The organism is Hymenobacter sp. 102, from assembly GCF_049949205.1.
Taxonomy (GTDB): Bacteria; Bacteroidota; Bacteroidia; order Cytophagales; family Hymenobacteraceae; genus Hymenobacter.
Window position 1 is genome coordinate 4,266,653 of sequence record NZ_CP188172.1, and the last position, 12,711, is coordinate 4,279,363.

Annotated in this window: 11 protein-coding genes; 6 read left to right on the top strand and 5 right to left on the bottom strand. The window is 59.9% G+C overall.

Annotation, left to right across the window (positions count from 1 at the left end; all coding sequences use genetic code 11):
* The first annotated feature begins 59 nt into the window (after window positions 1-59).
* Complete coding sequence (locus tag ACN19L_RS18400; protein WP_426490922.1) at window positions 60-395, top strand: hypothetical protein; 336 nt, start codon at window positions 60-62, stop codon at window positions 393-395.
* Between the two features lie 111 nt (window positions 396-506).
* Entirely contained in the window at window positions 507-1,394 is an 888-nt protein-coding gene (gene fabD / locus ACN19L_RS18405) for an ACP S-malonyltransferase (RefSeq protein ID WP_426490923.1), read from the top strand.
* Between the two features lie 49 nt (window positions 1,395-1,443).
* On the opposite strand, the gene folK is transcribed toward fabD, so the two are convergent.
* Both folK and ACN19L_RS18415 read right to left on the bottom strand, forming a co-directional pair.
* On the bottom strand, window positions 1,444-1,941 hold the full coding sequence (folK, locus tag ACN19L_RS18410) for a 2-amino-4-hydroxy-6-hydroxymethyldihydropteridine diphosphokinase (RefSeq protein WP_426490924.1): 498 nt from the start codon (window positions 1,939-1,941) through the stop codon (window positions 1,444-1,446).
* 111 nt (window positions 1,942-2,052) lie between these two features.
* The gene (locus tag ACN19L_RS18415; protein ID WP_426490925.1) at window positions 2,053-2,919 is read right to left on the bottom strand and encodes an alpha/beta hydrolase family protein; all 867 of its coding nucleotides are present in this window, start codon (window positions 2,917-2,919) and stop codon (window positions 2,053-2,055) included.
* Between the two features lie 160 nt (window positions 2,920-3,079).
* Here ACN19L_RS18415 and ACN19L_RS18420 point away from each other — a divergent pair, with 160 nt between their 5' ends.
* Window positions 3,080-4,060, top strand: a complete 981-nt coding sequence (locus tag ACN19L_RS18420; protein WP_426490926.1) for a polyprenyl synthetase family protein — start codon at window positions 3,080-3,082, stop codon at window positions 4,058-4,060.
* A 164-nt stretch (window positions 4,061-4,224) separates the two neighbouring features.
* On the opposite strand, the gene ACN19L_RS18425 is transcribed toward ACN19L_RS18420, so the two are convergent.
* Window positions 4,225-4,527, bottom strand: coding sequence for a hypothetical protein (locus ACN19L_RS18425; protein ID WP_426490927.1), 303 nt, complete (start codon window positions 4,525-4,527; stop codon window positions 4,225-4,227).
* A gap of 186 nt (window positions 4,528-4,713) precedes the next feature.
* On the opposite strand from ACN19L_RS18425, the gene ACN19L_RS18430 reads away from it, so the two are divergent.
* Both ACN19L_RS18430 and ACN19L_RS18435 read left to right on the top strand, forming a co-directional pair.
* Window positions 4,714-6,096, top strand: a complete 1,383-nt coding sequence (locus tag ACN19L_RS18430; RefSeq protein WP_426490928.1) for a cytochrome P450 — start codon at window positions 4,714-4,716, stop codon at window positions 6,094-6,096.
* 139 nt (window positions 6,097-6,235) lie between these two features.
* The gene (locus ACN19L_RS18435; RefSeq protein ID WP_426490929.1) at window positions 6,236-6,790 is read left to right on the top strand and encodes a GNAT family N-acetyltransferase; all 555 of its coding nucleotides are present in this window, start codon (window positions 6,236-6,238) and stop codon (window positions 6,788-6,790) included.
* Between the two features lie 9 nt (window positions 6,791-6,799).
* Here the strand turns inward: ACN19L_RS18435 and ACN19L_RS18440 are convergent, their stop codons facing one another.
* Window positions 6,800-8,572 carry a glycosyl hydrolase 53 family protein gene (locus ACN19L_RS18440; protein ID WP_426490930.1) on the bottom strand — a complete coding sequence of 591 codons (1,773 nt, stop codon included), beginning with the start codon at window positions 8,570-8,572 and terminating at the stop codon, window positions 6,800-6,802.
* Between the two features lie 158 nt (window positions 8,573-8,730).
* Window positions 8,731-10,074, bottom strand: a complete 1,344-nt coding sequence (locus tag ACN19L_RS18445; RefSeq protein ID WP_426490931.1) for a TlpA disulfide reductase family protein — start codon at window positions 10,072-10,074, stop codon at window positions 8,731-8,733.
* A gap of 251 nt (window positions 10,075-10,325) precedes the next feature.
* Here ACN19L_RS18445 and ACN19L_RS18450 point away from each other — a divergent pair, with 251 nt between their 5' ends.
* Window positions 10,326-12,608 (top strand): aconitate hydratase, encoded by a 2,283-nt coding sequence (locus ACN19L_RS18450; protein WP_426490932.1) that lies wholly within the window; start codon window positions 10,326-10,328, stop codon window positions 12,606-12,608.
* Window positions 12,609-12,711 lie beyond the last annotated feature (103 nt).

The following is a 12,711-nucleotide window of genomic DNA, read 5'->3' on the forward strand; positions in this document are numbered from 1 at the left end:
TGCTGTGCGTATAGCCGGGGCCCGCTCACCAAAGAGCGGGCCCTTTGCGTTGCCGCCTTATGAAATATGCCCCCGTGCTGGCTGGTTGGCTGGCCCTGACCGCCTGTAACCCCACTCAATCAGTGAATACCACCGTACAACCCCCAACTCCGTCGGCCTCAACTGCCGGCACCGAGGTACGCACCGAGCAGCAGGCAACACTGGTTGCAACGCGCTATTTCCGGTCGTTACCCGACTCAGCGGTGTACATGGTGCCTACGCTGCGGGTGCTGGATACCGGCCCGCGCTGGCAAGTGCTGGTGAAACGCTCTGACCGGGTAAACAGGATGCCCGATAACAGTGCCATCGAAATCGATAAGCAGACCGGCGTTATCAGTCCGGTATTGGTGAAGTAGGCGGGCATTGTGCATTCGCGGGGTTTTCTGCAGCTTGCGCCCGCATTGCCACAATCCGGCGGCCGAGTTGACCGATAGTTTCGGGCGTTTTGGTCGTGTAACTTCTCACTGATGAAAGCAGTTATTTTCCCTGGCCAGGGTAGCCAGTTCAGCGGCATGGGCCGCGACTTGTACGAGCAGTATCCGGAGGCTAAACGCCTCATGGACCAAGCCAACGACGTGCTGGGCTTTGCCCTGACCGATATTATGTTTTCGGGTTCTGAAGAGGACCTGCGCCGTACCGACGTAACCCAGCCCGCCATTTTCCTGCACTCCGTAGCCCTGGCTGCCGTGCTGCCCGATTTCCGTCCTGACATGGTAGCGGGCCACTCCTTGGGAGAGTTTTCGGCCCTGGTGGCAGCCAAGGTACTGCGCTTCGAAGATGCCCTGCGGCTGGTGGCACAACGGGCCCAGGCCATGCAGGCAGCCTGCCTGGAGCAGCCCGGCACCATGGCCGCCATTCTGGCTCTCGATGATGATACCACGGCCCGCATCTGCCAGGAAATTACCGACGGCGGTAATGTGGTGGTAGCTGCCAACTACAACTGCCCCGGTCAGCTGGTAGTGTCCGGCTCTCAGCGCGGCATTGAACTGGCCTGCGAGCAGTTGAAAGCCGCCGGTGCCAAGCGGGCGTTGCCACTGCCGGTGGGTGGTGCCTTTCATTCACCGTTGATGAAATCGGCGGAAACGGCTCTGGCCGAAGCCATTGCCCAAACTACCTTCTCGCCCGGCATCTGTCCGGTGTACCAGAACGTGGACGCCGCTCCTCACCTCAACCCCGACGAAATCCGGGAAAATCTGGTGCGGCAGCTCACAGCGCCGGTTCGCTGGACCCAGAGCGTGCAGCATATGGTACAGGACGGTGCTACGGAGTTTGTGGAGTGCGGCCCCGGCAAGGTGCTTCAGGGGTTAGTCAAGAAAATTACCCCCGAAGCAGTTGTTAGCTCCGCTACGGTATAACCATACCCACCAATAAAAAATGGTTCGCTGAGTAACAGCGAACCATTTTTTATTGGGAGTGAATGGCCGTAACGCGCCTGACCGGTAATGGGTCAGGGCAGGCGTGGAGAAGGGCTGCTACCGTTTGGCCCAGGGCGGGGTGCACTGCCTGCGCGGCAATATCGGCCAGCGGTACCAGCGCAAAACGGCGCTCCGGCAGGCGGGGGTGCGGCAGTTGCAGCCGGGGCGTATCCAGCACCAGATTGTCGTAAAGCAGAATATCCACGTCCAATGTGCGCGCCCCCCAGCGTACGAGCCGTTCCCGCCCCGCCCGTTGCTCAGCGTCCTGGCAAGCCGCCAGCAACTGTTCCGGGGCTAGGGAGGTGCTCAGCTCAACTGCCTGGTTAAGAAAGGCCGGCTGCTCTTCCAGGCCCCAGGCCGCCGTTTCGTACAGGTCCGAAACAGCCAGTACTGGCCCGGCCAAAGTGCGTAGCTGCGTAATGGCTTCGTGCAGAATGGCTGCCCGGTCGCCGAGGTTGGAGCCAAGCAGGAGGTAGGCAGTAGGCATATGCGGTGAATATTGCGGCCCGAAGCAGGCCTGCTCCGTGAAAAAAAACCGTTAGGCAGCGGGAGAAGTGCTTGGCAGGCTGTACCCAGTACTTTTCTGAAGCCCTTACTGCTACAACACCCGCCGCAGAAACTCCACCGTAACTTCGGCGGCTTGCCGGGCCTCGGTGGGTAGCTCGGTGGGCTGCCAGGGGTGAGCTCCGCCGAAATTGTGCGTCACACTGGGCAAAATAACCAGTTCAGCGGCGGGCTGCCACTCCTTGAGATGATAGGCACGTTGCAGCGGTACGGTTTCATCCTGGTCGCCGTGAACGATGAGCAGAGGCCGGCCACGTAGCTTCCGGCGCAGGTTGTGGCGGATATCGAGGCGGAGGCGGTTGCGGTGGTAGTCCTCCACAATCTGAAAGTACAGGGGAAGCTGCTGGCCGGTACGGCTGTTTTCCACGTGAAATACGCCCTGCTGCTGCCACTGCTGCATCAGCGGCTCCGGCCAGCCAGGGTTCACGTCGCTGATGGCGGCCCAGGTTACTACGGCTTGCACGCGCTGGTCTTCCGTCGTTTTCAGCAGGGCCAGGCCCCCGCCCCGGCTGTGGCCAATGAGGGCAAGACGCGTGAAATCAACCTCCTCCGCTGGAAGATAGGCGGCGGTGGGCAGGTAGTCCAGCAGCGTCCCGATGTCGTCCAGCTCCAGCGAGAAATTATTCTGCCCGAAGGCCTCCAGGTCTTCCAGGTCACCGGTGCCACCCACAACCAAGCCGTTGTGCGAAAGGTTGAGCTTCACGAATACAAAGCCTTGGTGAGCAAACCAATCGGCCAGCAGATTAAAGTGGCCCCAGTCCTTAAAACCCTTAAAGCCGTGTACGAAAACCACTACCGGCTTGGGCCGGCCATCGGCCAGGAAGCGGGCGTCGGCGGCAAAGGGCCGGCTGTGACGGGAGCTGGAAAGAACAAAATCGACGGAGGTAAGCGAGGCGGACATGCGGGCGAAGGTAAAAGCCGGCCCGACCCGTTGCCGGCCGGTTGCGGGTTGCGCCGGAGGTTATTTAAGCAATAACCAGAAAAGAACCCACACTTCCCGGATTTGGATCCTGCACTATTTCGGGGTTTCCCCGTATCATTGCACGCTCCAAATTACCCGCATGACCGTTACGCTGGACCAGATACAGGCTCCCATTGCCGCCGAGATGGCGGAATTCGAGAAGAAATTCCGCCAGTCCATGCAAACCCGCCAGCTGCTGCTGGACAAAATCATGGGCTACATTGTGAAGCGCAAGGGCAAGCAGATCCGGCCTATGTTCGTGTTCTTCACGGCTAAAATCAGCGGTGGCGACCCGTTGCCGGAAGCTTCGTACCGGGGAGCGGCCCTGATTGAACTGCTGCACACGGCCACCCTGGTGCACGATGATGTGGTGGATGAGAGTAACTACCGCCGCGGCTTTTTCAGCGTGAATGCGCTCTGGAAAAATAAAATTGCTGTGCTGGTAGGCGACTATCTGCTCAGCAAAGGATTGCTCCTGAGCCTGGAAAACAACGACTACGAGCTGCTCAAAATCGTGAGCAACGCCGTGAAGGAGCTGAGCGAGGGCGAACTGCTGCAGATTGAAAAGGCCCGCCGCCTCGATATCACCGAGGATGTGTACTTCGAGATTATCCGGCAGAAAACAGCCTCGCTGATTGCCTCCTGCTGCGCCGTTGGGGCCGCTTCGGCCGGAGCTGATACCGCCACTATTGAGCGGGCCCGGCTGTTTGGGGAGAAGGTGGGCATGGCTTTCCAGATTAAAGATGACCTGTTCGACTTTGGCACCGACGAAATTGGCAAGCCTGTAGGTATCGATATCAAGGAGAAGAAGATGACCTTGCCCCTGATTCATGCGCTCAGCAAGGCCGACTGGCTGACCAAGCGCCGCGTCATCTACAACGTGAAAAACAACGACGGCCGCAAAGACCGGGTGCAGGCCGTCATTGACTTCGTAAAGCAGTCGGGCGGGCTGGAATACGCCATTCAGGTAATGCAGCGCTACCGCGACGAGGCCCTGGCCATTCTGGACACTTTTCCGGACTCTTCCTCGCGCACTTCCCTGGAGCAGCTCATCAACTACACTATCGAACGGAACCACTGAACACGCGGATTTTTCGCGGAGGCCTTGGATTTCCTGGAGGGCATTGCGTTGGGAGGGGCAGCCCGAATACACCAGGGGCGGCCTGCTATGTAGCAAGCCGCCCCTGGTGTATTCGAACGTTAGTCGTGTGCAAAATCCGTGAAGCCCTCAAAAAACCAGCGTGATTAGTGATTCAGCTGATAGGCCACGCTGCCGGGAGCTACTTCCGATACCTCGAATTTCACGCCGTCGAAAGTGCTTTTTACGGTAATTTCGTGGGTCATGTCGCAGCCGGGGCACTTCACTTCCTCTTTTTCATACTGGCCGTCGTCGTCCAGGGAGTTGGCCAGATGGTCAGGGGCGGGTACGCCGAGCGAATCGGTGAATACTTCGGTGTGGCACTCGTTGCACTCAAATTTGAGGCCTACGGTGTGGCCCTGCAGATCGGCAAGAGGAGCCAGGGCATCGGGTTTCTGTTGAATCCACATAGGAAAGCGCAAATTTGGTTGTTGAAGGGGGAGAAGAACGGCAGGCCCCGCGGGCCTGTAGGGGCTGTACGCGGAAAGACGGCCAATGGGTTATTATTCGCGCAGGGGTGGGCTGCCTACGGACTCCTGTTGTACCTTCCGTCGTCCGTTACAATTCCCGGCCTACGAATGTCTGTATCTGAATCTGTGAAAGCAGTGTCACCGGTGATATTGCCCCAGGTACCACGCTGGCGCACCCTGCTGGGCTCCCTGGCTATGGCCCGGCAGCCTATCCAGAACCTTAACCGGGTGCTGGCCCGGCACGGCGACACGGCGCGGCTGTACCTGGGGGGACTCCGCCCCACCATTATCACCCGCGACCCCGCTCTGGTCCAGCATATTCTGCAGAAAAACCACCGCCGCTACCTCAAATCCGACCTTACCCACGGCCTGATCCGGTATTTGGGCCGGGGCCTGCTTACCAATGAGGGAGCCGACTGGCTGCGGCAGCGCCGCCTGATCCAGCCCGGCTTTCACCGGCAGCGGCTGGCGGCCCTCACGCGGCTGATGCAGGGCGTGGTGGAACAGTGGCGGCTGGGGCTGCAGCAGCGGGTACAGGCCGCGCCCGGCGGCCGCCTGCGGGTGGATATTCACCAGGAGATGACGCAGGTAGCCTTTGATATTATTGCCCGGGCCACCTTCGGCACCAACATGACGGCCCCGGAGCAGTTCCGGCTGTCGGATATGCTCACGCGGATTCAGGCCTTTTACGTGCGTACGGTGCGGCAGCCCTACCTGCGGCCCTGGTTTACGGCTACCGGTACCTTTGCCCGGCACGATGCCTTCAGCCGGGAGCTGCGCGCGTTAGTGCGAGGGTACATCCGGCAGCGGCTGGCGGCACCCCCCGCCACTGCCCCCGACGACCTGCTGCAAATGCTGCTGGATGCCCGTTACGAAGACAATGGCGAGCCTATGAGCGAAGATCAGCTGCTGGATGAGGTGAATATTTTGCTGCTGGCCGGCCACGAAACCAGCGCCAACGCTTTGAGCTGGATGTTTTACTTACTGGCTTGCCATCCGGATGCTGCCGAGCGGGTGCAGCAGGAGCGGAGCGCCGCAGGGCTGGCTACCCGCCCACCCGAGTTTCAGGAACTTCCGCAACTGCCCTACAGCCAGCAGATTATTCAGGAAACGATGCGCCTGTACCCACCCGCCTGGATTCTGGATCGGGTGGCGTTGGAAGACGACGAGTTTCGAGGGCTGCCTATTCCCAAAGGCACGTTGTTTTCCATTTACATTCACGGCCTGCACCACCACCCGCAGCTGTGGCCGGAAGCGGAAATGTTTCGGCCCGAGCGGTTTGCTCCCGATGCCGCGCCGCCTATTCCGCCCTACGCCTACCTGCCGTTTGGGGGTGGGCCGCGGCTGTGCGTGGGCAACCACTTTGCCCTCACCGAAATTCAACTGGTGCTGCTGGAAGCTACCCGCTGCTTCCAATTCCACCTGACCTCCGCCACCGTGCCCGGCACTGATCCACTCATCACCCTGCGCCCTAAGGCGCCCCTGTGGCTGGATGTAACGGCTCAGTAGCCCGCAGTTCCACTGCGCGCACAAGCCGCGGGCGAGTTCCCCCGCGGGAGAACAAACCGCCTGTTGCCCGCTCCACTCGGGTGCGCAGCGAAACTGCGCGCTACTGGGTAATGCTGCCCGTTTTGCGTTATTTGCCCGCATGATGCCTCTCTCCCTGCTCAACGCCCCGGCCGTAACAGTGCCCGAACTAGAAACGCCAGACTTGCTGCTGCGCGGCCCGCGGGTAGCTGACCTGCCGGAGTTTACGGCCCTGTCCAACGACCCGGTATTTTACCGGTTCCTGGGCAACAAGCCACAAAGCGAGGAAGAAGTGTGGCGGCGGATGTTGGGGCAACTCGGCCACTGGGCCATGTTCGGGTATGGGGCGTGGTCCATTGAGGAAAAAGCCACCGGCCGGTACTGCGGCTCCGTGGGGTTCTTTGATTTTCAGCGCAACCTGACTCCTTCGCTGAAGGGTACCTTGGAAGCAGGCTGGACTATTGCGCCCCGCCTGCATGGCCGGGGCTATGCCTCCCAGGCCGTGCAAACTGCCCTGCGCTGGATTGAGCCGCGCTTTCCCCAGGCCCGCATTACCTGCATAATCGACCCTGGTAATGAAGCTTCCCTGAATGTAGCCCGCAAATTCGGCTTCCACGAGTTTGCGCGCACCACGTACCACAACGAGCCCATTGTGTTGCTGGAACGCACTCGGTAGGCTAATTCGCTACTGCTTGATAAACTGTTGAGTAGCAGCGCCGTCTTCCAGCTGGAGGGTGTATGGTCCGGGTACCAGTTCGGCAATATCGATGCGGGGGCGGGCCGCCGTAATTTTCCTAGTGAGCACCAGTTGGCCGGTGGCCGAGTAAATCCGCACGGTGGTGGTACCGGTGCCGGGCAGGTGGGTCAGCGTCAGCTCGGTAGTAGCCGGGTTCGGAAAGGCCACGAAAAACGGAGCCTGAGCTGCCTGAGCTGCGCCCGTAACGGTAGCGGATACCAGCTCCACATTATCCAGGCTGCACCAGTTACCCGCGTTGGCATCGGATAGCAGCCCAATTTCGCACTGCCCGTTGCTCACCTGAATGCCCGGTATCTGAATCTGCGTCCAGCTGCCCGATACGGGCAAGGCTACGTTTTTCTCGGTACCGCCAAAGTTTTTGGCATACAGCTGGCAGGTAGTCTGGCCGCCCCCGTTCATCACCCAGGCCCGCAGCGTGTACGTGCCATTAGCCAGGCTGGTAAGCGTTTGGTACGTGGTAACCTGGTACGCGGTGCCCAGCCAGTGCGTAAGCCGGTAGGAACTGGTCTGGCCGTTGGTTTCGGTATAGTCGGCGGCGTTGCTGGTGTTGGAGGTGGTGCGGGTAAGCCAGCCGGCAGGCGTTTGCGTAGCGGCTCCATCAGCCTCAAATCCGGGGTTAGCTACCGGGTTGAATACCGGTTGGGGCGAGGTAGAAGTCCCCAGAAAGGCATTCATGGCCAGCGTGGGCCGGCCGTTGTTGTTCCAGGCGCTAAGCTGGTAGCCGCTGAAGCTGCGGTACCCCTCCGGCTCCCAGTAAAATACGCCCAGGCCTTTGTTGTCCGGTACGTTCCGTACGGCCTGCTGCACGGCTACCAGCATGTCGTACACGTTCTGGGGGGCAGTGGCGCAGTCGCCACCTACTTCGGCCACCACCACCTCCTTGTTGTAGCGGCTCACCATGTCCTTGAGGTTGGCCTGCAGGTTGTTGATGGAAGCCGTGTAGTCCTGGTTGAGCCAATAGGGGTAATAGGACATGCCAATCACATCATACTTGCCGCCGTTGGTCGTGAGCTGATCGAAAAACCACCGGAACCGGGCGTTGTCGTTGCCTTTGTCCAGGTGTACCACCACTTTGGTGGTGGGGCTAACTGCCTTCACGGCCTCGTAGCCTTTGTTGATGAGCTGGGTAAGTTGGCCGAAGTTGTTGGTGCTGCTGCCCTCGGGCCACAGCATACCGCCGGGTATCTCGTTGCCCACCTGCACCCACTCCGGCGTTACGCCGTTGGTCTTCAGGGCACTCAGCACGCTGTACGTGTGGTCGTACACATCGGTGAGCAGCTGCGCAAAGCTGTGGCTGGCCCAGGCCGCCGGCTTGGTTTGCTTGCCGGGGTCGGCCCAACTGTCACTGTAATGGAAGTCAATCATCACCCGAAAGCCCATGTTTTTGGCTCGCGTGGCCATGGTTACCACCTCGGCGGGGCTGCAGTGCCCGTTCACCCAGTCCGTCATGGAGGGGGTCACCCACACCCGCAGCCGGATGGAGTTGATGCCCTTATCTTTAAGAATCTGAAAGCAGTCCTGCTGCACGCCCTGGTCGTTGTAAAACAGGTAGTTGTTGGCCTCCATCTGCTGCAGCCAGCCCGTGTCAGCGCCTTTCGCAAACGATTGTGCAGAAGCAGCAGAAAAAGTTGACAGCTGCAGGCCCGTCAGTAAAGAGAAGAACAGTGCGCCGCGCGCAACGGTAGAGGACAAGTGAAACATAGCGAGCAGAAAAAAGCGGACCAACGTAGGTCTGGCGACGACCACCGAAGGTTGGAGGTACAATATACAGCCGGATTGTGCCACTCCGTGACGGCAGCAATGCAACGGCCCCACCTTCCGAAGAAAGCAGGGCCGTTGAGGGGGAACCAGCAGCACTTCTACTCGGCCAGCAGCTGATCAATGGTTTTGTTGAATTCGGCCACTTCCTGCTCGTAGTACTTACCGGTGCCGGGGCCCGAGTAGCCGGTGTGAATCTTGCGTACCTCGCCTTTCTTATCCAGGAAAATGGTGGTGGGGAAGGCCAGTACCTTCTGCACCTGCGGCAGCGACTTGCTGGCCGCTTCCGAGGAAGCCTCGCCGGCAATGGCAATGTCGTAACCGATGTTCATGCGCTGCTTCATCTTCAGCAGCTTCTGCGCGGCCACCTTCTGGTCACTCGTACGCTCGTAGCCCAGCCCAATGATTTCCACGCCGCGCTGCTTGTTCTTCTCGTACCAGGGCGCCAGGAAGTTGGTTTCGTCCATGCAGTTGGGGCACCAGGAACCCAGAATCTGCACTACTACCACTTTACCCTTGTACTTGGGGTCGGAAGGGGAGATGCTGCCGCCTTCGTAGATGCTCGGGAATTTAAAATCGAGCTTTTTCTGGCCGGGCTTCATACCGGTGAGGGCGTTGGCGTCGGGCAGTTTGGCGTTGGGGTCGAGCACGGCGGTCCAGGTTTCGTGGCCTTTCTTACCGCTGTAGAAATGGCCGCTGATGTTGTTGATGTTATCGGGCTTATCCAGCTTGCCGTCAAACAAAAAGCCGTGGCTGCCATCGAAGGTCGAAAGCATGATGTGCTGTCCATCGGTCTTGGTTACCAGATTGCCCGCCAAGTAACGGTAGTCGCCGGTAGTGGTCAGGAAGGTACCCGTAAGACGCGAAGGATTCACGGAATCCTGGGTGATGATGCCTACGGCTGGGGTAGTGGAACCATCTTCGCCTTTAAATGTGGTCCGGAACGTAGCACCCTTTTTCAGGTCACTAAACATCGGTGCTGTTTTACTTTCACTGTTGAAAAGTGGCGTTTCAGCCGACCCTTTCATAGCCGCAAACGGCACGCGGTAGGGCTCCTTACCGTCGTACTTCACCCAGGCACCTTTTAGCTTATCAGTGCCGTCGGGGCGTACCACCAACGCGGCGTCGAATACGCCCAGACGGATGGTGGTGGAGTCACCGGCGGTGCTGATTTCGTCGAGCTTCAGGCGCTCCTCGCCGTTGCGCAGCGTTACGGTGGGCTTGCCGCCGTCCTGGGCTACATCGAACAGGAACGGAATTTCCTGGTCCTGGGCCGAGAGTACGCCCCGCCAGGTACCGGCCGTGAGGGCCTGAGCCGCATTAGTAGCAGCGGCATCAGTGGCCGCCGTATTTTCGGAAGTGGTGGAATTGGACTGACAGGCCACCGCGGCCAGCGCGAGTCCGGCCCCGGTTACGGCCTTGCGAAATGCAATGGCTACGGGCATGATGAAAAAGTTAAGTGAGTTCGGGGCTAAACTACGGCCGGTATGTGGTTGTTTACAACCGAAGCCTGCGAATGTAGCGCACCTTGACCGCCTAAGCTGCAACAATTCCGCCACTATCCGTTAGAATCATTCTAAATGAGGTGGCAGGCTGGGGGCAAAGGCCCGAAAAGTTGGGCCGCGCAACGGCCGGTACCTATATTTGCGTACCTATTCCGATAGGTTCGTTCTCTCCACTTTTTCCATTTCGCATTATGGCGTTTGACTTAGAAATGATCAAGGCCGTGTACGATGGCATGGGCTCCCGCATTGAAGCCGCCCGTACCGCCGTTGGCCGCCCGCTTACCCTGACTGAAAAAATCCTGTACGCTCACCTGTACGGCGGCTCTGTTTCGCAGGCGTATGAGCGGGGCGTTTCCTACGTCGATTTCGCTCCGGACCGCGTAGCCATGCAGGATGCCACGGCCCAGATGGCGCTGTTGCAGTTCATGCAGGCCGGCAAAGCCAAAGTAGCCGTTCCCAGCACCGTACACTGCGACCACCTGATTCAGGCCGAGCGGGGTGCCGACCAGGATTTGGCCGTAGCCAACTCCGAAAACAAGGAGGTGTACGACTTCCTGGCTTCGGTTTCCAATAAATACGGCATCGGCTTCTGGAAGCCCGGTGCGGGTATCATTCACCAAGTGGTACTCGAGAACTACGCCTTCCCCGGCGGCATGATGATCGGTACCGACTCGCACACGCCCAACGCCGGCGGCCTCGGTATGATTGCCATCGGGGTAGGCGGGGCCGATGCCGTGGACGTAATGTCGGGCATGGCCTGGGAGCTGAAGTTCCCCAAAGTAATTGGCGTGAAGCTGACCGGCAAGCTCTCGGGCTGGACCTCGGCCAAAGACGTAATCCTGAAAGTAGCCGGCATCCTGACCGTAAAAGGCGGTACCGGTGCCATCGTAGAATACTTCGGCGAAGGGGCAGAAAACCTGTCGGCCACCGGCAAAGGCACCATCTGCAACATGGGCGCTGAAATCGGGGCTACCACGTCGGTGTTCAGCTACGATGAGAAGATGGGCGACTACCTGCGGGGTACCAACCGCGCCGAAATTGCCGATATGGCAGCCGGCGTAGCCCAGCACCTGCGCGCCGACGACGAAGTGTACGCCAACCCGGCCAACTTCTACGACCAGCTCATCGAAATCAACCTTTCCGAGCTGGAGCCTTACGTGAACGGCCCGTTCACGCCGGACGCCGCTTGGCCGATTTCGCAATTTGCCGCGGCCGTAAAAGAGCACAACTGGCCCGCCAAGCTGGAGGTTGGTCTGATCGGCTCGTGCACGAACTCCTCGTACGAAGACATCACCCGCGCCGCCAGCGTAGCCAAGCAGGCGGCCGACAAGGGCCTGACCGTACAAGCCGAGTACACCGTAACGCCCGGCTCGGAGCTGGTGCGCTACACCGTGGAGCGTGATGGCCTGCTGGATACCTTCGCTCAGATGGGCGGCGTGGTGCTGGCCAACGCCTGCGGTCCGTGCATTGGGCAGTGGGCCCGCCACATGGACGACATGAAGCGGCCGAACTCCATCATCACCTCGTTCAACCGCAACTTCGCCAAGCGCAACGACGGCAACCCGAACACCCACGCTTTCGTGGCTTCGCCCGAAATCGTGACGGCCTTCGCCATTGCCGGCGACCTGACCTTCAACCCTCTCACCGATACGCTGACCGCTAAAAACGGCCAACAGGTAAAATTCGACGAGCCCCAGGGCATCGAGCTGCCCCCCCGCGGTTTCGCCGTGGAGGATGCCGGTTTCCAGGCTCCCGCCGCCGATGGCTCGGGTGTGCAGGTACTGGTAGATGAGGCTTCGGACCGTCTGCAGCTGCTGGAGCCCTTCAAGGCCTGGGAAGGCACCGACCTGAAAGGTCTGCGCCTGCTTATCAAAGCCCAGGGCAAGTGCACTACCGACCACATTTCGATGGCCGGCCCGTGGCTGAAATACCGCGGCCACCTGGACAACATCAGCAACAACATGCTCATCGGGGCTACCAACGCCTTCAACGGTGAGGCTAACTCGGTGAAAGACCAGCTGACCTCGGGCACGCCCCACGGCACAGTACCGCAGGTTGCCCGTAACTACAAAGCTCAGGGCATCGGCTCGGTGGTGGTAGGTGATGAGAACTACGGGGAAGGCTCCTCGCGGGAGCACGCCGCCATGGAACCCCGCCACCTGGGCGTGCGCGCCGTGCTGGTGAAATCCTTTGCCCGTATCCACGAAACCAACCTGAAGAAGCAAGGCATGCTGGCCCTGACCTTCGCCAATAAGGCCGACTACGACCTGATTGAGGAGGACGACACCATCGACATCCTCGGTCTGACCACGTTTGCCCCCGGCAAGCCGCTGGAAGTTCGCCTGCACCACGCCGATGGCGACACGGACCTCATCACGGTGAACCACACCTACAACGAGGGCCAGATTGAGTGGTTCAAAGCCGGCTCGGCCCTGAACCTGATTCGTCTGAAAGAGTCGGGCCAGGTAGCCTAAGCTGCCGGTACGCTACAGTAGAAACGGCCGCCTTCCCGGACAGGGGAGGCGGCCGTTTTGTTTACGAGGTAGTTGCAACCGTTTCGATAGTCAACTGCTCCAC